The sequence below is a fragment of the Runella sp. genome, assembly GCF_965279615.1.
Taxonomy (GTDB): Bacteria; Bacteroidota; Bacteroidia; order Cytophagales; family Spirosomataceae; genus Runella.
Genome location: NZ_OZ257252.1, coordinates 6,455,611 through 6,480,124, shown reverse-complemented (window position 1 = coordinate 6,480,124; position 24,514 = coordinate 6,455,611). Strand labels below are relative to the sequence as shown.

Annotated in this window: 18 protein-coding genes; 13 read left to right on the top strand and 5 right to left on the bottom strand. The window is 43.6% G+C overall.

Going from position 1 to position 24,514, the window contains the following annotated elements; genetic code table 11:
- The first annotated feature begins 40 nt into the window (after nt 1-40).
- Both dnaJ and ACQY73_RS27085 read left to right on the top strand, forming a co-directional pair.
- Nucleotides 41-1,195, top strand: coding sequence for a molecular chaperone DnaJ (gene dnaJ, locus ACQY73_RS27090; RefSeq protein ID WP_428657217.1), 1,155 nt, complete (start codon nt 41-43; stop codon nt 1,193-1,195).
- 634 nt (nt 1,196-1,829) lie between these two features.
- Nucleotides 1,830-3,641: a sensor histidine kinase gene (locus ACQY73_RS27085; protein ID WP_428657215.1), complete on the top strand. Its 1,812-nt coding sequence runs from the start codon at nt 1,830-1,832 to the stop codon at nt 3,639-3,641.
- A gap of 37 nt (nt 3,642-3,678) precedes the next feature.
- Here ACQY73_RS27085 and ACQY73_RS27080 read toward each other — a convergent pair whose 3' ends face one another.
- The gene (locus ACQY73_RS27080; protein ID WP_428657213.1) at nt 3,679-3,981 is read right to left on the bottom strand and encodes a LytR/AlgR family response regulator transcription factor; all 303 of its coding nucleotides are present in this window, start codon (nt 3,979-3,981) and stop codon (nt 3,679-3,681) included.
- A 166-nt stretch (nt 3,982-4,147) separates the two neighbouring features.
- Between ACQY73_RS27080 and ACQY73_RS27075 the strand changes: the two genes are divergently transcribed.
- The 8 genes from ACQY73_RS27075 (at nt 4,148) to ACQY73_RS27040 (ending at nt 16,069) form a co-directional block, all read left to right on the top strand.
- Entirely contained in the window at nt 4,148-6,100 is a 1,953-nt protein-coding gene (locus ACQY73_RS27075) for a histidine kinase (protein ID WP_428657211.1), read from the top strand.
- Nucleotides 6,066-6,707, top strand: coding sequence for a response regulator (locus ACQY73_RS27070; protein WP_428657209.1), 642 nt, complete (start codon nt 6,066-6,068; stop codon nt 6,705-6,707). Before ACQY73_RS27075 ends, ACQY73_RS27070 begins: the two co-directional genes overlap by 35 nt.
- Nucleotides 6,708-6,782: 75 nt before the next feature.
- On the top strand, nt 6,783-8,135 hold the full coding sequence (locus tag ACQY73_RS27065) for an MATE family efflux transporter (protein WP_428657207.1): 1,353 nt from the start codon (nt 6,783-6,785) through the stop codon (nt 8,133-8,135).
- Between the two features lie 166 nt (nt 8,136-8,301).
- On the top strand, nt 8,302-9,822 hold the full coding sequence (locus tag ACQY73_RS27060) for a serine hydrolase (RefSeq protein ID WP_428657205.1): 1,521 nt from the start codon (nt 8,302-8,304) through the stop codon (nt 9,820-9,822).
- Nucleotides 9,823-9,940: 118 nt separating this feature from the next.
- The gene (locus tag ACQY73_RS27055) at nt 9,941-11,392 is read left to right on the top strand and encodes a TolC family protein (RefSeq protein ID WP_428657203.1); all 1,452 of its coding nucleotides are present in this window, start codon (nt 9,941-9,943) and stop codon (nt 11,390-11,392) included.
- 109 nt (nt 11,393-11,501) lie between these two features.
- Nucleotides 11,502-12,908 carry an efflux RND transporter periplasmic adaptor subunit gene (locus tag ACQY73_RS27050; protein ID WP_428657201.1) on the top strand — a complete coding sequence of 469 codons (1,407 nt, stop codon included), beginning with the start codon at nt 11,502-11,504 and terminating at the stop codon, nt 12,906-12,908.
- 128 nt (nt 12,909-13,036) lie between these two features.
- The gene (locus ACQY73_RS27045) at nt 13,037-15,166 is read left to right on the top strand and encodes an OmpA family protein (RefSeq protein WP_428657199.1); all 2,130 of its coding nucleotides are present in this window, start codon (nt 13,037-13,039) and stop codon (nt 15,164-15,166) included.
- A gap of 21 nt (nt 15,167-15,187) precedes the next feature.
- Nucleotides 15,188-16,069, top strand: coding sequence for a serine hydrolase (locus tag ACQY73_RS27040; RefSeq protein WP_428657197.1), 882 nt, complete (start codon nt 15,188-15,190; stop codon nt 16,067-16,069).
- Between the two features lie 23 nt (nt 16,070-16,092).
- On the opposite strand, the gene ACQY73_RS27035 is transcribed toward ACQY73_RS27040, so the two are convergent.
- The gene (locus ACQY73_RS27035; protein WP_428657195.1) at nt 16,093-17,298 is read right to left on the bottom strand and encodes a serine hydrolase domain-containing protein; all 1,206 of its coding nucleotides are present in this window, start codon (nt 17,296-17,298) and stop codon (nt 16,093-16,095) included.
- Nucleotides 17,299-17,500: 202 nt separating this feature from the next.
- Nucleotides 17,501-17,905, bottom strand: coding sequence for a DUF1573 domain-containing protein (locus ACQY73_RS27030; protein ID WP_428657193.1), 405 nt, complete (start codon nt 17,903-17,905; stop codon nt 17,501-17,503).
- Between the two features lie 273 nt (nt 17,906-18,178).
- On the opposite strand from ACQY73_RS27030, the gene ACQY73_RS27025 reads away from it, so the two are divergent.
- The 3 genes from ACQY73_RS27025 to ACQY73_RS27015 all read left to right on the top strand — a co-directional run bounded on the left by ACQY73_RS27025 (nt 18,179) and on the right by ACQY73_RS27015 (nt 22,369).
- Entirely contained in the window at nt 18,179-20,587 is a 2,409-nt protein-coding gene (locus ACQY73_RS27025; protein ID WP_428657191.1) for an alpha-ketoacid dehydrogenase subunit alpha/beta, read from the top strand.
- Between the two features lie 282 nt (nt 20,588-20,869).
- Nucleotides 20,870-21,661, top strand: a complete 792-nt coding sequence (locus ACQY73_RS27020; protein WP_428657189.1) for a phosphosulfolactate synthase — start codon at nt 20,870-20,872, stop codon at nt 21,659-21,661.
- Nucleotides 21,662-21,709: 48 nt separating this feature from the next.
- Nucleotides 21,710-22,369, top strand: coding sequence for a DedA family protein (locus ACQY73_RS27015; protein ID WP_428657187.1), 660 nt, complete (start codon nt 21,710-21,712; stop codon nt 22,367-22,369).
- A 231-nt stretch (nt 22,370-22,600) separates the two neighbouring features.
- Here ACQY73_RS27015 and ACQY73_RS27010 read toward each other — a convergent pair whose 3' ends face one another.
- Nucleotides 22,601-23,563, bottom strand: a complete 963-nt coding sequence (locus ACQY73_RS27010) for an MlaD family protein (RefSeq protein WP_428657185.1) — start codon at nt 23,561-23,563, stop codon at nt 22,601-22,603.
- 98 nt (nt 23,564-23,661) lie between these two features.
- Nucleotides 23,662-24,447: an N-acetylmuramoyl-L-alanine amidase family protein gene (locus ACQY73_RS27005; RefSeq protein WP_428657183.1), complete on the bottom strand. Its 786-nt coding sequence runs from the start codon at nt 24,445-24,447 to the stop codon at nt 23,662-23,664.
- Between the last annotated feature and the right edge of the window lie 67 nt (nt 24,448-24,514).

The window sequence follows — 24,514 nt, the reverse complement described above, 5'->3', positions numbered from 1 at the left end:
CAGATAAACGGATAGCGGATAACGATTGAAGAATAAAGAAATGGCACAAAAAAGAGATTATTACGAAATCCTTGGCGTTGGCAAAACGGCGGCTGAAGACGAAATAAAGAAAGCCTACCGTAAGTTGGCGATTAAATATCACCCCGACAAAAACCCTGATGACCCTTCAGCCGAAGAGAAATTCAAGGAAGCTGCCGAGGCATATGGCGTATTGAGTGATGCCGAAAAACGCAAACGTTACGACCAATTCGGCCACGCAGGCATGGGGAGCAATGGCGGTCCCGGCGGCGCTCAGGGCTTCGATATCAATGATATATTCTCGCAGTTTGGCGACATATTTGGTGAATCATCTCCTTTTGGTGATATTTTTGGAAACGCCGGCGGTGGTGGCGGGCGGCGGGTTCGTCGCGGCACTGATCTTCGCATTAAGTTAAAGCTGGATTTACGCGAAGTGGCCGATGGTGCCGAAAAGAAAATCAAGGTAAAACGCTATGTAAGCTGTAATACCTGTGGGGGCAACGGTTCCAAAAATGGAGCATCTCTTAAAACCTGTACAACCTGTAACGGTAACGGTCAGGTACGAAAAGTAGTAAGCACAATGCTTGGGCAGATGGTATCGACCAGCACTTGTCCTACTTGTAACGGTGAAGGCAAGATCGTAACGGAACGTTGTGAGGTCTGCGCCGGCGAAGGCCGTGTGTTGGAAGAAGACGTGATCAGCATCAAAATCCCGGGCGGTGTAGCTGATGGTATGCAGCTTTCGATGAGCGGGAAAGGAAACGTACCACCCCGAGGCGGAGTTGCCGGAGATTTGCTTATCGTTGTGGAGGAAGAAGAAGACGAACACCTAAAACGAGATGGTAACAATCTCGTATATGACCTTCATCTCAACTTTGTAGACGCTGCACTCGGTACTATCGCTGAAGTTCCTACCCTTGATGGGAAAGCTCGTGTTCCGATTGAAGCAGGTGTACAGGGCGGAAAAATACTGAGACTAAAAGGAAAAGGGATCAAAGAGCTCAACGGCTACGGGCGCGGTGACCAATTGATCCACGTCAATATCTGGACGCCTAAGCAACTAAGCAGCGAAGAGCGTACCATTCTCGAAAAGCTAAAATCCTCTCCCAATTTCCAGCCAAAACCGGGCAAGAACGAAAAAGGGTTCTTTGAAAAGATGAAAGATTTTTTTCACTAGGATTTGGGTAGACATAACGACAAAACGGGGGGCTAAGGCCCCCCGTTTTGTCGTTATAGTCATTAGCAAGTGTGAAACATACCATCACTGCCAATGTTTATTGTTTAGCAAAACTAATTGCAACCCAATGTACCTGCCAAACGGTCTCCAAGGCGTTGCCGGTGCGAAGAAAGCCGGGATTACTTCCATCTATACTGAAAACCTGTAAACCCAACAGCCATTTACTTTACCAACCGAATAACCGGTGAATAATTCCAAGCTAAAACTATAGACGATCCAAATAGGGATACCCTTACATCGTTAAAAAGTCGGTCGTAGGCCATAGCATTATCAGCGTTGACGATGTCGTAGTATCTGACGGAAATTATATAAAATAAAGTGCAAAAATCTAAAAACATTAATAGCATTGCCACGGGATATTTACCTTTTCCGGAGCAGTAATGTCCCGATTACAAAGTTTGCAAATTTAGTCCTCGGAATTCAATACCCCGATGGGGGTGTTTTTTGCATAAATTAAAATTTCTTTCTTTGCAGACAGTTAAATCGCTATATGCCCGGAGCAGACAATATAAAGAAAACCAAGAAACTTATCGGAATTACAGTATACCTATTTGCAGTTCTATACTTCTCCACTATGACACAGGCCCAAAAGCCTGTCAGCATTACAACAAATTTTACGAGGCTTGATGTAACGGACGAACTTTGGATCTATACAGATACAACCCACCGGGAGACTATACATACTGTTTTGGGCAAAAAGGATCTGTTCAAACCATTCCTAAAAACGTATCCAAACAGCTTATCGCCTCATTGGTGTTTTTTTACCGTCAAAAATCAATCTGACAGACCAAAAAATCTCATTCTCAAATACGAACAGATTTTTGCTGATACACTTCTTGTTTACACAGTGGAAACAAGAGGAATACAGCAAATCGATTCACCCCAAAGCTGGAAAATTCCTACCCCGGAGCGCCCATATCCCTATATCCGTTACCCTGTTTTCAGTTTAACCATTCCCGCAAATACCTCCTGCACACTATGGATAAAGCTTCTCAAACGCGACGGCACCGTTTTGAAACTTCCGTTTTCCATTTGGGATGAGGAGGCGTTTTATACGTATTATAACGATGAAAATCTGTTCAGAGGCTTTTTTTACGGATGGCTTTTTTTGGTCAGTTTATTTTCACTTCTACTGTTTGTTTTCCTGCGTGAGCGCATTCATTTATACTATAGTTTAAGCGTACTGTTTCTTATATTAATTCTGGCCACTACGGGCGGCACAGTAAACCAGATGGGATGGTTTCTTCCTGCCTACATATCCGGACCGGCAGGAAATTCATTTTTTAATATGGCCTATACTGTATTTAATCTTCGCTTTACCATTGTATATGTTGGGGCAAATTATTTGCCCAAATGGTTATTACGTGGCTCAAATTATTTTACAACCTTGTGTATAAGCCTCTTTTTGGCGCTGATTTTCTTTGATTCTGTCTATAATCTACCCGTTGTTTATACCCTCTTTTCTCTCATTTCGATCATCTATGTCAGCACCATACTTATCTTACTGTTTTATGGGGTAATGCGCCGATCAATAGGAGCAAGATTCTATTTGGGTGCAGTCTCTCCGTTATTTATTTCATCATTATGTTACTGGCTGGCTTCCATTGGAGTAATTAGTTATGGAGAATGGATCATCACGAGTTTTAAGGTAGCTGTATTGATTGAAATTTTTATTCTTTCCATTGGCCTCGCGTATCATTATTTCAATGAAAGAAGGGAAAAACAACTAATTCAGGATAAATTGATAGGGTTACAGGTAGAGGTCATCAAAACCCAAGAGTTTGAGCGGCGGCGCATTGCAGCTGATCTACACGACGATCTGGGAGGAACGCTCTCCACCATACGTCGTCGAGTCAGCGACATCCTATCTGATCTTAAAGGTTCGGAAGTTGCCCGGGAGCTGGCAGATATTGAACATCTCATTCAAAAAAGTAACGACGATCTCCGGCACATTTCACATAATCTCATGCCCCCCGAGTTTGCCCGACTTGGCCTTGGGAATGCCCTGCAACAACTCGTCAGGGCGCTGCCAAGGCAACCAACCCAATTTGATTTTTTTATTTCCGGAAAAGAGCGAAAACTGGCTACTGATCTTGAACTTAACACCTATCGCATTGTATCTGAGCTTATTCAAAATATTATCAAACACGCTCAAGCCACAAAAGCAGCGATCCAGTTGATCTACTACGACGATCTGCTTTCCATAACCGTTGAAGATAATGGCATCGGCAATCGGCACTTGCACAACACTACAGCGGAAGGTATCGGCTTACAAACCGGCAACCTTCGCGCCGAATACATCGGTGCCAAATTGCATCGGGAAACAAGTTCGGGAGGTACATTGGTGATTCTGGAAGTGCCTTTCGGCAATGAAATCATCCCATGAACTTTCCTATAAATCCGTGAATTTGAACGCTGTAGCTCTATTTCATCAGCGTTTTTTCAAGTAATATTCTCATTGCTACCCATTTTCTGCGGGCCGGTACAATGATTTTTCCATTGCTTAGCATAATTTCTCTTTCAAAAGATTGAATATGGGCGAAATTTACTAAATACGAGCGATTCACCCTCAGAAAATGCCCATTATCAAACAGTTCTTCAAACCTCTTGAGATTCTTCGACGACAACAGCTTACGGCCATTTTTTAGGCAAATATTAGTATAGTTTCGGTTCCCTTCCAAATATATAATTTGGTCAACCGGAATTTGGGCAATTATGCTTGTCATAGTAGAGTAAAGTAGTTTCAAAATTGTTACCACCGGATACCTGCCCGGTTTACTTTCTACAAAGTTTACCTTTTACGAGTGCGGCTTCAATACCTCGATGGGGGTATTTTCAACGTAAATTAAAAACCCGTTCTTTGCATGAATCTTAAACCGGGCAAGTTGCTTTATGAAGTGGAGAGGACATATACTTCCGGCGGGGCTACTCTTCCTTTGGCTGTATAATGCTCAGGCACAGACTATTTTCCTATCTAATACCCGTCGGCTGCACTTGCTTGACTCCCTCAAGCAGGCAATGCAATCGCTAAATCGGCAACCGGCAGGTTTTCTACGCGACACTGCTTTATTTTATACCATCGACCGTTATAATTACCATTTTTTCGAGATCAACCGTTCCTTTACCGAACAAACCGGAAAAATGTCTTTTTACCCCGATTCAATGTATCGGATTGCCAAGCGACATCAATGGCAAAAAGGGATTGTGATCAGTGCTATTCGACGTGCCGACGCCATTGCCTACTTGGGAGATAAAGCTACCGCCATCGGCTTGTACAAAGAAGCCCTGAAAATCTGCGAGAAACTCTACCTTCCCCACGAGCAAAGTTTAGCTTTTATCAATTTAGCTATTTGCTACGCCTACCGAAAAAACGTTACTCCCAACGAGTGGAACAAAGCCATGAACTACATGGCTACCGCCTTAAAAATTGCCCTTAAAAGCAATGACGTAGAAAATATCCATCAGTACTATAACTTCATGGGCGATTTTCGCGTGATTCGAAAAGAGCATGACAAAGCATTGCCCTACTACGAAGCCGAGCGCCCGTTGATGCTCAAACACCGTCATTTGATAGGCTCTCGCACCAATTTGGCTTACCTGGGCATTTGTTATTTACATACTAATCGGGAAGAAAAAGCCTGGCAGTATTTAAACGAATTCTTCAGTGTCAATAAGTCAGATGAAGGCTCTTATGCTACTTATCTGCACCATCATGTACTTTATGAAATCAGCACCTATTACCTGCACAATCGTAAGGACTATGCTAAGGCCCTTAAATACCAATTGCAGTATGAAAAAAGCATGCACGAGTGGCCGATCTTTAACCTCGCCTCACATTACGAGGCCATGACGGATATCTACAAAGGACTGAAAGATTATCCCAATGCGTTTCGTTTTCAGCAACTTTACCTTGTTGCTCGGGATTCGCTTAAACTTGAAGAAACAAGTCGAAAATTTGCAGAGATCGAGAACCGGCTTGAGCAGGAACGAAAAGAAAATGAAATTAAAAATCTACAAAATAAAGCACTTAATCAGGAAAATAAGGCCCAAAATGATTATTTATTCTATTTGTGTGTACTCTTTTTATCTGTGCTTATTATAGTCGGATTGGCGTTTTATTCTAATTGGCTTAATAAGAAAAAAGCAGAGTCAGAACTTCGATTGGCCGAGGAGCGAAAGGAGGCCAACAACAGAATCATTCAAACGCAGGAATCAGAACGCCAACGCATTGCGGCTGATTTGCACGATGACCTAGGCGGTACGCTGGCAACCATCCACCGCCGAATTAACGATATTCGCCAAAACCTGCAGGACCCAAAAGCTGCTAAGGATTTTAACGACCTCGAACCCCTTATTCAAAAAAGCGGCAACGATCTGCGACGAATATCGCACAATTTGATGCCTCCTGAATTTGCTCATTTTGGCTTGGCCATTACCCTCCAACAGTTTATTCGGGCAATTCCTAAACAACCTACTCATTTCGAATTTTTGATTTCAGGCAAGGAACAAAAATTTCCTGTTGATGTAGAACTCAACATATACCGAATCGTATCTGAATTGGTGCAAAATATACTTAAACACGCACAAGCAACCCGCGCGTCCGTTCAATTGATTTATTATGCTAACTTACTGTCTATCACTGTTGAAGACAATGGAGTAGCTAACCGCTTGATAACAAAAACCAAAACGGCGCCGGGAATAGGGTTAAAAAGCAGTAATTTACGTGCTGAGTACATCGGTGCCACGCTACGTATAGAGACAAATACAGGAGGTACTCTGGTGATTTTAGAAATTCTGTACCCAAGCAGTAATGATTCTACGCCCTACAAAGATTTTACTCATTGATGATCACCTGATCTTCAATAACGGCCTCAAGCTGTTACTTGATGAGCAGCCTGATTGGAAAGTTTGCGGACAGGTCTTCCATCCAAAAGATGTTTTTTTTTCCATCCAGGAGCAAAACCCTGACCTAGTTGTCTTGGATATCAATCTGCAAGGTATAAACGGTATTGAATTGGGTAAAAAAGCCGTCAGTAATTTTCCAAACCTAAAAGTGATTATTCTTACCATGTATAATCAGTCCAAATTGTTGGAAGAAGCACGGAAGGCCGGATTGCACGGGTACATGCTGAAAGACGCCACCACACCTGAATTATTGACCGGATTACGGGCTGTACTGGGAGGAAAAACGTATTTTGATCGAAAAGTGGCCGACTGGGAACAAACCCCTGATGATCCTTTCGGCGATGATTTTGCACGAAAACTTAACCTAACTTTCCGTGAACTCGAAATCATTCAATTGGTCAAAGAAGGACTTAACAATGAGCAAATGGCTGAGCGGCTTGGTGTAAGTTTTTTTACCATCAAAACGCATCGTAAAAACATTCATTTCAAGCTCGGAATCAACAATGTTGCGGAATTAATTCAGTTTGCCATCAAACACGGAGTGTAGAAATCAAACTATTTTCTGAAATCTTGGGTTGAAAAACCGTAGTCTTTTACAAAACGAATTATTCCAAGATCAGTAATGCGGCGCGAAATTCTCGAAACAGTTAGGTTAAGTATTCCTATCATCATTGCTCAACTCGGCGTCATTCTCATGGGTGTCACCGACAATCTTATGGTTGGTCGCTTTTTGGGAGCGGTGCCTTTAGGCGCCGCAGGTTTAGCCAACTCACTCTCTTTTTTGGTGTCAAGCATTGGCATGGGAGGATTAGGCGTAGTGGCTACCCTTATTTCGCAGGCGAAAGGCCAACAAAACGACGCCGAAATCGGGCGGTTGTTTCGGGCGGGGATTCAGGTATCCATTCTTTTAAGCATTTTTCTGGGACTCGCGGGGATAGGCATGGCCACGGGATTACATTTTTTTGGTCAAACGGAAGAAGTGACTCGCTTGGCGCAACCTTTTCTCTATATTCTCAGCATTTCGACCATTCCTATGCTGCTGTTTGTGGCGGCTCGCCAACTTGCTGATGGTTTGTCGTTTACGCGAGTGGCTATGTTTGTAACGGTTACAGCATTACTTGTCAATGCCTTTTTCAATTGGGTGCTTATCAACGGTGTATGGTTCTTCCCAAAAATGGGTCTTAACGGCTCGGCCACGGCTACCCTACTGGCCCGTATCTTCATGGCTACGGCCATACTGCTGTATGTTTTAAAAAACGCTTTTTTTAAAATATATCTCCGTGCTTCGCAAGGGCTGGTATATGGAGATCTGGTCAAAAAAATCCTACGTTTGGGTATTCCGGTAGGCTTTCAGTTTTTCTTTGAAATTGCCGCTTTTTCGTTGGCCGTAGTGATGATCGGTTGGCTCGGTGAAAGCCAATTGGCAGCTCATCAAATTGCCATCAATTTAGCATCTACTACTTACATGATGGCCACCGGTATCGCTTCGGCGGGTGCTATTCGCGTGGGGCGGGCTTTTGGGGAGCAGCAACCTAAAAAAGTACGCAGTGCAGGAACTGCGGCATTTTTGCTGGTAGCGGCATTCATGGGCGTGTGGTGCATTACGTTTCTGACCGCCAATGATTTTCTGGTATCTCTCTACCTGAAAGACAACCCGGAAGTAACGCACATTGCGGCTACGCTTATGATCTATGCCGGCTTTTTTCAACTCTCCGACGGTATACAGGTCACCGCACTGGGAACGCTGCGCGGCCTGACCGATGTCAATGTTCCAACCTTTATTACCTTGATTGCCTATTGGGTAATTTCTCTTCCGTTGAGTTATATACTGGGTTTTACGTTCAAAATGGATGTAGAAGGAGTTTGGATCGCTCTTTCAGCAGGGCTTACTTTTTCGGCATTATTTCTTACTATCCGATTCTATCGATTGGTACGCACAAAGCGCTCAAAATCCCTCATTTTGCCGACATTTTAGGTTTCAGGAAGGTTAATTTTAGGGCAGACGCAAGAATTTTAGGGCAGACGCAAGGCCTGCCCCTACTTGTTTTCAATTTATTCATCTACTAAATCAAACAATACGTAGCATTTGCGATGTATTTTGCTTTAAGTTTTATGAATATTTGTAAAAACATCGACACCTTATGCGCGCCCTTTACCATCTCATTCTTCTTTTTTCAATCAGTTTTGTCACTTTTGCCCAAAAGAAAACCGTTACTCCCCCGCCCGTTGACCCCCTTTCCGGTTTTGATTCATTTGTGAACCAAATGCTTATTGATTGGCATGTGCCCGGCGCATCGGTCGCGATTGTAAAAGATGGTAAACTTCTATACGCCAAAGGATATGGATTTAGAGATGTAAAGAAAAATTTGCCCGTTACCGAAAAAACGTTGTTCGGCATTGCCTCCTGCACTAAGTCGTTCACTTCGGCGGCATTGGCTATTTTGGCCGACGAAGGCAAGTTGGATTGGAACAAGCCCATCAAAGAATACCTGCCCGATTTTCAATTGCAGGATGAATTTGCTACAAGAACCATTGCTGCACGGGATCTGGTATCTCACCGCACGGGCCTCGCTCGTCATGATCTTACGTGGCTGTATGCCAATCTGGGCCGTCAAAGTTTATACCAACGCCTGAAATACCTGCCGCTTTCCAAGCCATTGTATGCACAATATCAATACAATAATTTGATGTTTATGACGGCGGGCGTACTGATCGAACGAATCTCGGGGAAAAGCTGGGAGGATTTTTTACGTGAAAAAATCCTTCAACCGCTCAACATGAACCAAACGGTGTTGACCTATCCTGAACTGTTTCAAAAAGAGGATTATGCGCTTTCGTATCGCGACCATAACGGTCAATGGGTAGAGCAGGGATTCGGCAGCAATGTCGACGCCATTGGCCCGGCAGGTTCCATCAAATCCAACGCCGTAGAGATGGCCAATTGGCTTATTATGCAACTCAACAAAGGAAAATTCGGGGAGAAACAAATCGTTTCTGCCGCCAATTTAAAGGAAAACCATACTCCGCAAATTGTCGTATATCCTGCTGAGGCACCGTTCAGTGAGTTGGGCTACGCCGCTTACGGCATGGGTTGGAGCATTAATACGTATCGTGGGTACCAACGTTTAGCACATAATGGCTCAATTGAAGGCTATCGTTCACAAATGGCCTTTTTTCCGAACGAAAATATAGGAATTGTCATTCTGACCAATACGGGCGCGGCAGATTATTATTTCGTCAATTCGGTTTGTAATTATTTTTCTGATAAATGGCTCAACTTGCCGGTCATTGACTGGGTTCCTCGTCTCAAAATCGCTCAGGGTGAGGCCAAAGCTAAACAGGAAAAAGCCAAACAGGACAATGCCTCAAAACGCAAAACTGATACCACTCCTTCCCATTCCACAGATTCGTATGCCGGCACCTTTGAGCATCCTGCGTATGGGTCTTTTGTGTTGGAACCTAAAAGTGACGGCACCTATGTAGGTGCTTTTCATGGGTTGCCTTTTACATTGGCGCATTATCATTACGACATCTTTGAAGGAACCGGTGTTTTTGACCAAACAAAATTTGATTTTAAAATCGGTACCACAGGCGAAATCAATCGAGTAATACTCACATTGGGAAATGCGGGAGAAATTGAATTTAAAAAAGCAGTTAAGTAAGCGGAATTTCTAAATCGTTGAAATATAAGCGTTGATATACTTATTTCACCGCTTATCCAAATTTCGTAGAGGGAGCAAATTATGTTTTGTAACCTTGAATCGAAAATCCCAAACAGCGATGAGAAAATGGTTACTCGCCTTTGCGCTGGGTGTTAGCGCATACGTCCAAGCCCAACAAAAATACAATCTCCAACAAAGCATTACGATTGCCTTGGAAAACAATCTGCAACTGCGGCAATTGATGTTGCAGGTACAAACAAATCAGAATGTTTTTGAACAATCCAAATGGCAACGTTATCCGACCCTCAATTTCAGCGGAAGTCAGGGGTTGCAATCAGGACGTAACATTGATCCTTTTACCAACCAATTCGTGGAACAAAAGGTCAATTTTTCGAATTTTTCGCTCAATACAGGCGTCAATTTGTTTAATGGTTATCAACAAAAAAACATCATTAAACAAAATCAATTGAACGTTCAGGCTACCCAAAAAGACGTAGAAGCCAATCGTAACGCACTGGTTTTGAACGTTGCTTCTGCCTACATTACATTATTAAACAATCAGGAACAACTTGAATTTGCCCGTCGGCAGGCCGAAACGACCCGTTTGCAATTGGATCGTACCGACCGATTGGTCAAGGCAGGTTCATTGCCTCAAACCAACCTGTATGATATCCAATCACAGTTGGCAAATGACGAGCTTTCCATCGTAAATGCGCAGAACAACATTGAATTAGCAAAGTTGACGCTCAAACAATACCTCAATTTGCCGGCAAGTGAAGTATTTGAAATAGAAGCCATTAATCTTCCCGCTCCCTCTGCCACTACTCCTTACAGCGCAACACTGGAGCAGGTCTATAACGCAGCCATCAAGTATTTACCCGACTTGGATGCGGCCAATTTACGCATTGAAAGCGCCAAAACAGGCATTGAAATTGCACGGGGTGCCAAATTGCCTTCCATCACGTTGGGCGGCGGACTCAGTTCTTCGTTTTCGAGTGCAGCTCCCAAACAACGCTTTGTGGGTGACGGCGGCGCTTCCACCATAATGGATGTCCCTTCTACTACCCGCTATGTATCGTATGCCGGCTTTTCGGTACCTGTCATCGAAAAAGTAACCGTACCGAGTGGCTCCATTCAGGATTTCGGTTATTTTGATCAATTGAATTTTAACCGAAATGCCTCCATTTCTTTGTCGTTAAGAATGCCTATTTTTAATGGCTATCAGGTAAGATACCGTATTGCGAATGCCATTATTCAGCAAAAAAACCTTGAATACCAGTATCAGATCATTCAAAACCAAATTCGTCAAACGGTTGAGCAGGCGTATTACAGCATGGTAAATGCTGCCAAACGTTACGATGCTACTTCCCGACAGATCGCCTCTCTTGAGCTTTCGTTTAAAGCGGCCGAATTACGTTTTAACGCCGGTGCCATCAATGCTACGGAGTACAACATCGCCAAAAATAACCTGGACCGCTCGCGTGCCAGTTTGATTCAAGCGAAATACGAATTCCTTTTCCGAACCAAAATTCTGGATTTCTACCAAAGTCGATCCATTACGTTGGAATAAAAGAGCAAAATACGCGTCAACAATAACACAAGGTAAAAGGCGGGAATGCAGTAAAATGCCCGGTTTTTCCTAACTCATACACTAAATCACATTTACAATTGAATTAATCATGGCTAAAAAATCTTCTTCTCGTTTATGGTGGATACTGGGAGGCATTGTGTTGGCATTGGGAGCGGGGTTGGTAATTGCTAAACAGGCAGGTTGGATCGGCAAGATAAAACCTACCGAAGTAGAGTTTGCGAAAGTAAAAAAGATAGACATTATTGAGCGCGTAAGTGCTTCAGGGCGCGTTCAACCCGAGATTGAAGTAAAAATAAGCCCCGACGTACCGGGCGAGATCATCGGCCTCTACGTAGAAGAAGGGGACTCGGTAGTAAAAGGGCAATTGCTCGCCAAGATCCGTCCCGACAACTATGATGCGTTGATGGCCCGGGCGCAGGCCGCTGTCAATTCCAGTAAAGCGGAAGTAGAACGCTCGAAGGCCTCCCTGGCTCAATCCAGCGCACAGTTGATCCGGGCAAAAGCTGATTATGAGCGTAATAAAAAATTACAGGCTGATAAGGTAGTTTCAGACGCTGACCTGGAACGAAGTGAGGCCGATTACGGCGTAGCATTGCAGAACGTAGAAGCCGCAAAAGCTGCCATTTCCGCCTCCAAATTCAACGTACAAAGCTCTGAGGCAGGCCTGCGTGATGCTGCCGAGAACCTTCGTAAAACGACGATCTATGCTCCGCAAAGCGGAACAATTTCAAAATTGAACGTCGAACTTGGCGACCGTGTAGTAGGAACATCGCAAATGGCAGGTACCGAAATGATGCGTATTGCCAACCTTAACAACATGGAAGTACGGGTGGATGTCAACGAAAATGACATTGTACGTGTACACCTTGGCGATACCGTAGACATTGAAGTCGATTCTTACGCAGATCGCAAATTCATGGGTACAGTCACCGAAATTGCTAACACAGCCAATGGAATGAACACAACAGGCGCGGCCGCCACGTCAACCGATGCCGTAACTGAATTTGAAGTAAAGATCAAAATCCTGAACTCTTCTTATCGTGATCTGATGGCAAAAAGGGCCAAGAAATCATACCCTTTCAAACCCGGTATGACGGCCGCCGTAGAGATCATCACTGACCGCAAAGTAGGCGTTCTTTCCGTACCGATTGCTGCTGTAACCACTCGTGGAAAAGACACCGGCGAAGAAAACAAAGAGGGCCAGGGACCGGGCGGTCCTCCACAGCAAACCAACGATAATGAGCAAAAAGCCAAGAAAGAAGAAAAAATTAAAGAGCTTGTGTTTGTAAACGATAAAGGCAAAGCCGTCAGTCGTGAAGTCAAAACAGGTATCAGTGACTTTGAAAATATCGAAATTTTGTCCGGGCTGAAAGAAGGCGAAGAAATCATTTCCGGGCCGTTCATCGAAGTGTCCAAGCGTCTTAAAGATGGCACGTTGGTCATCAAAAAAGTCAAGAAGAAAGACGCAAAAGAAGGCGATAAGCCCGAGAACTAGGCTAAAAACAACTTTTTAAGAATCAGTATTTTTAACGGTATGCCGTTCCAACTGCACCGTTAGTATACTGATTCTTTATTTTTAGGGGAAAGTGATTAAATTTGTTCTTCAACACTTTTCCCTAACCGATGAATCGTTCCATTTCTATTTTTCTGCTCAGTTGCCTTGTTTATAGTTCAGGTTTTGCCCAAAACGAGTTTCCTTTAGGGATAGAAGTTCGGGATAAATATACCAAACGTATCCTTATTCCGATCATCTCAGTGCTGGCCGCCAATAGCCCTACTGAATTGTCCGGCCAAATGAACTACGATCAGTACGTTGTTACTGTAACTACCGGCGTTAATTATCAGGTCGTAGTAGCTTTTCAGGAGTATAAAACGTATCGCCAAACCCACACATTCACAAAAAATACAGCCTCTGCTAACGCCAAAACTACGTTGGCCATAGAATTGGAGCCTCTCAATCCGCCTAAAAATGCAGTTATTGCCACTCAACCTCAACAACCGCAAGATCAGAGTATTGTAGTCATTGATAAAAATTCACGCACAGCAATTGCCAACGCAGTTATATCTCTGAAAGAGAGCAAAACGGGAAACAGTATCCCTGTTAAAAAAAGTGCGGCGGTTTCAGGAGGTTGGCTGGCTGTTTTAAAAGCAGATGAAAAATACACGGCGGTTGTAACATCACCGGGTTATCCGTCTTATCAGGAAACATTTGCGCCCAAGCTTGGCGAAGTTACCCAAATTGCCATTGCCCGAATTCCCAAACAGGAGGTTAAGTTTCAGGCAGTGGATGCTTTGACCGGAACGCCTATACCTGCGGCATTTGTACTCACAAACGAACTTAAAGAAAGTTATTCAGGCACTACACAGGCTGCCAATGATGTATTTGCGCCACGCGTACCCGTTCAGCAACAGCCTTATACCCTTAGTGTAACGGCCAACGGCTACCGAAGTTATGAATCTAAATTGGCCCTTTCCACTTTCTCACAGGAAGGATTACCTCTTCAAACCATTCGATTGTCTAAGGGAAATATTGTTTTACGAATCAAAGTGCTGGAGGAACAAACCGGAAGAGCCATTCCTGCCAATTTACGAATAGTGAATGAAGACAATAAACAGGATGTTTTCAATCAGCAACACTCCTTCAACGGACAAATTCCCATTACGCTCAATCCCGTTGGAAAATATACCATAGAAGTTGAATCAAAAGGATATATGCCCTTTCGGAAAGAGTTGGAAAAAGCCGTCATACCTCTTAATGAAATAAATAATTTGACCATCAAATTGGCGAAGATCGGCGATATTTACATCACCCTTTCCGCCGTAAATGCCGCTAACGGCAGAGCAGTCCCTGCCCTTTTCAAAGTAAAAGCCTCATTAACGGGACAAATCAAACAACTGAAAGGTGCCGGCCCTCTCCGACACAAGATTGTTGAACCTGATATTTATCAGATCGAAACAACCGCGCCGGGATATGCTCCGTTAAAAGGTGAAATAGACGCCGAAGAGATCAGCGTAGGACAGGTATTTCATTACGAAGCCAAGCTTATGCCCGCTTCTATGCAAGCAGCCGGCGATGCTCCTATTCAGGCGTTTAACTTTACAATTCTTGATGCTCAAAGCCAAAATCCCATTCCTAATGTACGCCTGAAAATTACCAATCAAGCTACTCAACGCGTCATTGCGGCCAGACCGGTGGGTAAAAATCTACAGGCAAGGTTAAAGACAGACCAGGCATACCTTATTGAGGCTGAGGCCAAAGGATACGAAAAAGCAACCCTACAAATGTCTGCCGCCGAATGGGCAAAACGAGGCGAGTTTTTGACCAATATCTCGCTGGTGCCGGCGGCAGGAACTGTCGCAAGCCCTGCAAAGCGATTTGTCAATGAAAAGATATTTGACAATATCAAGGCAGGCCAATCCGTAAGCATCGAAGACAATATCTATTTTGACCAAAGCAGCTACATTCTTCGGACGGAAGCCTTTGGACAATTGACTCGTTTGGCGGCTATTATGGCCAAAACTCCCGCTATTCAAATTGAAATTGTAGGCCATACCGATAATGTAGGCGATCCGCGTTTGAACAAGATCCTTTCTGAACAACGGGCAAAAGTCATTGCCAATTTTTTAGAAAATGAAGGTGTGGAGGAGTCAAGGCTCATCTACCGTGGCGAAGGCGGCACGAAGCCCATTGCCCCTAATGATACTGACGATAATCGCCGTCGCAATCGACGTGTGCAATTTTTGATAAAGTAATTCAACCATCATCAACATACTATGAAACACCTCTTTACCTTTCTTATGATCGGATTGGCGTTGCCCGCCTTTTCTCAAAAACCTTCGCCTGAAAGTCTAAAAGAGGCTATCATGGCTAAATTGTCTACCGTTGAAGGTGTTTTTGCTGTAGCATTCAAAGACCTGCAAACCAATCAAACCCTGTTTATCAACGAGAAAGAGAATTTTCATGCGGCCAGCACCATGAAAACGCCCGTGATGATCGAAGTATTTAAACAGGCTAAAGCCAATAAGTTCAAGCTTACCGATTCAATTTTGGTTAAAAATGAATTTAAAAGTATTGTGGATGGCAGCCCTTTCAGTCTTGATATCAACGACGACAGCGCCGATGGTATGTACAAACAGATCGGGCAGAAAATGACCATCTATGACCTGACCTACCAAATGATCATTGTCAGCAGCAATCTGGCTACTAACATTCTGATCGATCTTGTGGATGCCAAAAAGGCCAATGCAACCATGCGCGAATTTGGCGCAAACGACATTCAGGTACGGCGGGGCGTTGAAGATGACAAAGCATTTCAATTGGGCTTAAATAATTCCGTAACTGCCTACGACCTATTGTTGATCTTTGAGAAAATAGCCAAAAAAGAAGCTATTGACCAAACGGCTTCAGAAGGAATGCTTCGTATTTTATTTGATCAGAAATTCAACGATGTTATTCCGGCCAAACTTCCCAAAGAAGTAAAAGTAGCGCATAAAACAGGGTCTATTACGGGCGTCCAGCACGACTCAGGAATTGTATTTTTGCCGGACGGTCGCAAATACGTGATCATTCTTCTTTCCAAAGGATTGGTCAAAGGGAAATCAAGTATCGGAGCCTTTGCCGATGTTTCAGAAATGATCTACAATTTTGTAAAGTAAAGTTCATCAACAGCGCAGGTCAACTAGAACATTTCTTCCTCGATCCCCTCTTCTACTTTGCTTTTACCTTCCAAAACCTCCAAAATAGGTTTGATCTGGTAGATACTGCGATTGTAGCGGTTGCTGAGAATGATGATAACAAACTTATTTTTAGGGCTGAACCACATCAACGTATTATAGCCTTTCCACCAACCGGTGTGATAAACGTATTTTGGTTCACGCGTAGCTTCGTTTACGTGCATCCGAAAACCATAACCATAATTTTTTATTCCATGCCTTTCAAAACTTCGCGGCGTGAAAGCCTCTTTCATTGTTTCCGGGCGCAGGATGCAGCCGCCGTTCAGTCCGGCGTACCAACGCAGAATATCATCCATTGTGGAGTATACCCCTTTATCACCTACAACATCGTCAAAATTATCTTTCGCCAACTTACGGTTATACTGATACCCCGTGGTTCGGTATAAATTAAGTGAGTCATTGTGGCTTGTAACCAACCACGTATCCTTCATTCCCAAAGGCTTAAAAATTGATTGACGCAGATAGTCTTCAAATTTCTGTCCTGACACTTTCTCTACGATGGTGGCAAGCAAGGCGTAGTTCGTATTGCTGTAGCTGAAATTACGATTAGGCGTATTGTACAATTTTGGTTTAACAGCGCAATACCAGCGTACAATGTCATCATTGCAGGGATAAGGGTTGCGTTTACGCACACTGTCGGTCAGCACATACGCATAATTGGGCAAGCCGCTGCGGTGCGACAGCAGGGACTTAATTTGAATGCCCGAATATGGAAATTGAGGAATAAATTTTTGAATGGAATCATCCAACTTCAACTTTCCTTCTTCGTATAGTTTCAGAACAGCAACCGCCGTGAATGTTTTTGAAAGCGACGCCAATTGAAATTTAGATTCTGAACGCAACGTGTCTTTGTGTTCCATTTGCGCATAACCAAAGGAATTACGATACAGAACAACCCCTTGTTGTGCGATCAACACATTCCCGTTGAAACGTTCAAGCTTAAATTTTCGTCGAAAAATCGAATCCAGACTTGCAGATTTTTGGTCTGCTCTGATTTTGGTACGAACTTTAGAAATCTGTTCCGGTGTCAGCGTGGCATCGGTGACACAATCGGCCAGCACGTTTTGGAGAGAAACTGCGTGTTGCTGATCTGCGGTATTTTGACAGGAAAAAGCAACAATCAACGCGAGAATGATACCGGTTTTAAACATCTCAAAAGGTTAAAATACGAGGTACTAAGTATTGAGTATGATCGTTACGCAATACTATGCAACACCCGGCCATACCCTCTTTCGTTTACAAAAATAACAAAAAAGGCTTTGACATCAAGCCAAAGCCTTTTTATGCTGTTTAAAATTCAGCGCCTTAAATATCAATTCGTTGACTATCAACTTTTTAGCCAACAATTAATCTTTAGTTTCCGCTTTTCTTAGCTTCAGGAGCTTTGCTGGCAATTACTTCACCTTTCAGGGTTAAGTACAACGTGCCGTTTTCAGCATTGCTTGGAATCGTTACCGTTTTGTTGAAAGGTCCCATTACGCCTGCATTGAACGTAGCTTTAACGGTTCCTTTTTTGCCCGGCATTACAGGCTCACGCGTCCACTCAGGAGTTGTGCAACCGCATGAAGCCGTTACATTTCCTAAAACGACGGGATCAGTACCTGTGTTGGTAAACTCAAACACGTAGCTTACCGGTTTGCCTTGCTCGATTTTTGCAAAATCATGCTCGTTCTTGGCAAACTTTACTACTCCCTTTTGGGCATAGCCTGCTGCACTGAATACCAAAATTGCTACGAAAAATGAAAGAAACTTCTTCATGGTTTTTGTAAAATTTAGTTTTGTAAAAGTTGGTTGCTTGTCTAACAATAATTGTGTGAGCAAAAGTTTTGCCAAACGTTCTTTTTGACAGAAATTTTGTAACAAAGTAACAGAAAAAACTTGTATTTTGAAACCTGACATGTTTTCCATTATATTTACTTGCCAAAACAATGGTACTCAGTATTCGTTAGTAAGTTTTTAATAATTGTTTATTTATTTTACTTTTCATTAGTGAATAACTAACGAAAACCTACTAAAATTTCATCAAGAAACGTGATAGAGAACGAACTCGCGACCGACTTTATTGCCCTTACGCGCCAAGGGATCCTAAACGATTATCGTTTGGTATGTGAAAGCCGCCAGGCCAGCTTATTGGGCCGAAAGGATGTGATGGGAGGCAGGGCAAAGTTTGGAATTTTTGGCGATGGGAAGGAGTTGGCGCAGGTGGCGATGGCTAAAGTTTTTCGCAAAGGAGATTTTCGTTCAGGATATTATCGTGACCAAACCATCGTAGCTGCCCTCAACAATCTTACATGGCAGCAATACTTTTCTCAATTATACGGCCATGCCGACTTGGCTTTTGATCCGCACACGGCCGGGCGTTCCATGAACAACCATTATACAACCCGCTTTTTGGATGAAAATGGTCTATGGAAATCTCAAACAGATACGTACAATCACATCAATGACTTAGCTCCTACGGCCGGGCAAATTCCCCGCTCGGTAGGATTGGCGTATGCTTCCAAACTGTATCGTCAAAATGAAGAATTATGGTCTATGACCGATTTTTCACACAGAGGCGATGAAATTACCTTTGCGACCATCGGCGACGCTTCTACTTCCCAAGGAATGTTTTGGGAAACGATGAATGCCGCCGGAGTATTACAGGTACCGCTGTTGATGTCGGTTTGGGATGATGGTTTTGGTATTTCGGTACCGGTCGAATACCAAACTACGAAGGGAAGCATTTCAAAAGCACTCGCCGGCTTGCAACGCCACGAAGACGAAAACGGAATTGAAATTTTTACGGTCAAAGCATGGGACTATGTAAGTCTGCTCGAAACCTATCGTAAAGCCGAAGAAATTTGTCGCCGTGACCACGTACCGGTGCTCATTCACGTACAGGAAGTAACACAGCCACAAGGGCATTCATCTTCAGGAACACATACCCGCTATAAATCTGCGGAACGACTTACGTGGGAACAGGAATGGGATTGTAATCGTAAGTTTAAAGAATGGATTCTGACCAATGGCTACGCGAGCAACGATGAACTGGAAGAGATTGAAGAGCAAGCCAAAAAGTTTATTCGTTTGCAACGAAATGACGCATGGAAAGCATACAGTGAGGCCATCCTGAAAGAACAAAACGAAGCATTGACCCTTATTCAGACCGCAGCTCAGGAAAGCCGTTTTAAAGCTGAGTTGCTTCAACTCGTTGATGAAGTACAACGAGAGTTTGTTCCGCTTCACCGCTACAATACTACTGCCGTCCGAAAAGCACTGCGTGCGCTTCGTTTTGAATCAAGCCCTGCCAAACAGGCACTCATTGATTGGCTCGAAAAAAATACAGAGATAAATCACGATCGCTTTAGCTCACATCTTTACAGTGAATCGCCAGACTCTCCCCTGAAAGTTCTTCCTGTTGCTCCTTATTACGACGATGAATCGCCGTTTGTGGATGGCCGCGAAGTAGTACGGGCCAATTTTACCGCTCTTTTTGCTAATGATGCCCGAATTGTGGCGCTTGGTGAAGATGTTGGAAAAATCGGCGATGTCAATCAGGGATTTGCGGGATTACAGGAACAGTTCGGAGAACTCAGAATAACCGATACCGGCATCCGTGAAACAACGATTATCGGACAAGGCATCGGGTTAGCCATTAGAGGCTTAAAACCCATTGTTGAAATACAGTATTTTGATTACGTATACTATGCCTTGGCCACCCTCACCGACGATTTGGCATCTTTGCATTATCGAACCAAAGGCGGCCAAAAAGCGCCTGTTATCATCCGAACACGCGGCCACCGTTTGGAAGGAATATGGCACTCCGGCTCACCAATGGCTACTGTGATTCACAGTTTACGTGGCCTTCATGTATGCGTACCCCGCAACCTCACACAGGCCGCAGGAATGTATAATACCTTACTGCGCGGCGATGACCCTGCGATGTTGGTTGAGCCTCTCAATGGTTATCGTCTGAAAGAACGGATGCCCAACAATTTAGGGGAATTTTGCGTACCGCTCGGTCAAACCGAAATCTTGCGCGAAGGGAATGATTTAACCATTGTAACCTATGGTTCCATGTGTCGGATTGTGATGGAAGCCGCCGAAGAACTTTCACAGGCCGGGATCAGCGTTGAAGTCATTGATGTACAAACATTACTTCCCTTTGACCTTGACCACCAAATTCTTGATTCCATTAAAAAGACCAACCGCGTGATTTTTGCCGATGAAGATATGCCCGGCGGCGGCACCGGCTACATGATGCAACAGGTTCTGGACACCCAAAACGCTTATAAGTGGCTTGACTCGGCACCACGGTGCGTTTCGGCCAAACCTCATCGGCCGGCCTATAGCTCAGACGGCGATTATTTTTCAAAACCAAATGTGGAAGATATATTTGAAGCAGTATATGAATTGATCAGCGAATCAGCCCCCGAGCAATACCCAAGTTTCTGTTGATATCGTACAGGTTCTCTGCGCAAAGGCCTTACTCTTCCTACCCTTTTCGTTAGCCCGCAATTTAGGTTGCGGGTTTTTTTATTGTTATAAAATGGTTGAAGATTTTGATAAAAATCTCTCCTGTTGTACCTTTCCAAAAAATCCCAAAAAGGTAAAAAAGTTTTCATCCCATAGGATTTATAGTGATTAATAATTGATGAAAATCAGCATATTTTCTAGTAGGTTGCAATTGTAATCGCTAATTTTGTGCTTCACTTTCAATGACATACCTTACCAATTAGTATGAATTTTAAATTATCTCAAGTACCTGACCGTACCAGTAAACCACGTCAATTCGGGCTAACCATGGTTATGGACAAAGGATTAAGCATTCGTGAAATTGAGGACATGCTTGATATTTCTGCCCCGCACATCGACATCGTTAAATTAGGATGGGCAACTTCATTTGTCACCCCAAATCTGAAAGATAAAATTGCCGTTTATAAAAGCGCCGGGATTCCTGTTTATTTCGGAGGAACATTATTTGAAGCATTTGTGGTCCGCAATCAATTTGAAGATTATCGCCGTTTGATCGATGAGTATCAACTGGAATACGCCGAAGTCTCCGATGGCTCGGTGGATATGCCGGAAGAAATCAAATGCGATTTTATCAAAGTATTGGCCGAACAGGTAAAGGTACTGTCGGAGGTTGGCTCGAAAGACGAAACCAAAATCATTCCTCCCTACAAATGGATACAGTTGATGAAGGCTGAGTTGCAGGCAGGTGCGTGGAAAGTGATCGGTGAATCGCGCGAAGCAGGAAATGTAGGTTTGTTCCGTTCGAGCGGAGAAGTACGCCAAGGATTGGTAGAAGAGATCTTAACGCAGGTTTCTTTCAAAGATATTATTTGGGAGGCTCCCCAAAAAGCACAACAGGTGTGGTTTGTAAAACTCCTCGGCGCTAACGTCAATCTGGGCAACATTGCCCCTAATGAAATTATTCCCCTCGAAACCATTCGTTTGGGACTACGCGGTGATACCTTCGCCCATTTCTTAAACGATAAAACCCGCAAGCGCTGGAAATTAACAAAGTAGCAACGCACCACTTCGCGTTATCATTCTACAACACAAACACACACACACATGGAAATTCTCTCGCAAATCTTAGACTTTTTTCTCCATCTCGACAAGCACCTCGCCGACATCATCAATGAATACGGCACACTTACTTATCTGATTTTATTTTTGATTGTTTTTACTGAAACAGGATTGGTAGTGATGCCACTCCTTCCGGGTGACTCACTTTTGTTTGCAACGGGTGCTTTGGCGGCTTCTACAGGCGCATTAAATCCTTGGTTTGTGATTCCTTTATTGATCGTTGCGGCGCTGATGGGCGATAATGTCAATTACTTTGTGGGTAAATTCCTGGGAAGTACTATTAAGAAACGAGAACGCATCCTATTTTTTAAACGTGAATATTTGGAAGAGACCGAAGCTTTTTATGCCAAACACGGCGGTAAAACCGTCATTATGGCTCGTTTTATTCCAATCGTGCGTACCATTGCTCCTTTTGTGGCGGGTGCCGGCAGCATGACCTATTCCAAATACATTGTATTTTGTATCATCGGAGCTTTGCTTTGGGTGCCGACACTAACCATGTTGGGCTATTTTTTCGGTAATTTACCCATTGTAAAACAAAACTTCGAATTGGTTATTTTCGGTATTATCGGTCTTTCTGTTTTGCCAATGATCTGGCAATTTGCCAAAGCCAAAATGTCTCCGGCTAAAAAGACAACGGCTTAAGTAGTCGAGCAAAAGTTTTCAGGTTTTTACAAGGCAGATATTACTCTAACGAGCGGACGGGTCGGGTTGTGAGCAACCCTTCACACGGAGAGTGTTTCCCTGTGTGGAGGGTTGCTCACAACCCGACCCGCTCGGAGAACCAAAAAAACGACCGCTTAATAAAAAGCCGGTTTGTCAATACACAAAAGAGGCCGCGATCATGATCGCGGCCTCTTTTGTCTCTGAGTCAACTTAATATTTCAACGTCGTATCGGCAGGGCTGTCGGCGGGGCCTTTATCTTTTTTGCCGAATACCGATACGTTTACGTAGCGCTTGGGATATTGACGAAAATTTGTCATCAATTTATTCACACTCACAATCGTGCGATTCAGGTTATCGTATAGGGCTTGGTCTTTCAATAATTTTCCCGCCGTCCCCTGCCCCTGTTCGAGCGCATTAAGCGACTTTTGAAGCGTTGCCACCGCGGCATTTGCCTGTGCCAATGTTTGTCCAAGGCGCAACGCTTTCAACGAATCTGTGGCGGTTTGTAAATTGCCAAGGATCGGCTTTATTCCCTTCTCTGTTTCGATCAAGGCAGCCGATAACGCATTTACATTGGCCAACGTAGCCGAAATAGATAAACGATTTTGTTCCACCATCCCGTTAATCCCCATAGCCGTTTGGTCGGTTGTCGTCAAAAGTTTGTTGAGCGCGTAGCCCGTTTTATCAAATTGATTGATAATTTTATTGAGGCTGACAATCAGTGAATCTGCATTTTTTACCACCGGCAATGCTTTTTCCTGCAACAATGACTGAATCCCCTTTTCGGTCTCAGCCACCAAGGTATCACCTTCCGGAAGTTGTGGGGCACCTGACGGGATCTGAAGCAACAGCGCACTTCCTCCAAGCAACTCCGAAGTAAGCATTGCTTTGGTCCCTTTGGTTAAAATAATATTACGATTGATCTCAAGCGTTACCAAAACGGTATTTCCCCTTTGCTGCAATAATTCAGTCGCTTTTACGATCCCTACGGGAACACCGTTGAGCTTAATGGGATTGGAAGGCTGTAGCGACCCTACATTATCATAAATCACGTAGTATTGATTGGTCGTTGAAAAGAAATCTGAACCTTTTAAAAAATTGAAGCCAAAATACAGCATCGTAATGGTGACAATTGCCAGTATACCAACTTTTGCTTCTTTCGATATTTTCATGGATGTGTATGTATTAAAACGTAAGAGTCAAAAGTTAGGAGTACATTCATAACGCTTAATTATTCAACTCTTAACTTCTGTGTGAAAGGGCAAATTTATCAGTTTTCTTCCACTTCTTCCTTATATTGCTTAAAAGCGCGGAAGATAGATTCAGCTATTTGCTCTTGCCCTTCTTCTGAATTCAGGTACTTTTCTTCCTGCGCGTGGCTCAGAAAGCCTGCTTCTATCAAAACACTCGGCATGGCCGTTTGCCACAACACCATAAATCCTGCCTGTTTTACACCACGGCTGCTGCGGTCGGCGTGTTTTTTGAATTGCCGTTCTATCTTTCCCGCAAAATTCAAACTGCTGGCAATATACGCACTCTGGCGATTGGCAAGCATAATATACGCAAGCGGAGAATTAGGGTTAAAACCGTTGTACTTGTCTTGATAATCTTTTTCCAATAAGATAACAGCGTTTTCGCGCTTTGCCACCTCAAAGTTTTCGTCCGACTTGTGCAATCCCATCACAAAGGTCTCGGTCCCCGCAGGGCTAACTTTGTTCTTTGGAAGAGAGTTGCAATGAATGGATATAAAGAGATCAGCTTTGCGGCGATTGGCAATATTGGAACGTTCGTCCAAATCCACAAACTTATCCGTAGCGCGGGTCAATACGACCTTGACATCGGGCATTTCAGACTTAACTTTGAGAGCCAGTTGAAGGGCAATCTCTAAAACAATGTCCTTTTCACGCGAGATACGCCCGCGTGCGCCCGGGTCTTTGCCTCCGTGTCCGGCATCAATGACTATTGTCTTTATCCCTCCTTCTGCATCAGATTTTAAGGTAAAGCTGCATAATACTATCCAGCTAAAAATCAGTAGGGTTTTAAGAATCGTCGACATGTACGTAATAAATCTGATTAGTTCTGTAAACTAACGTAATAACGTATTAAAACAAAAAGGCTGCTAA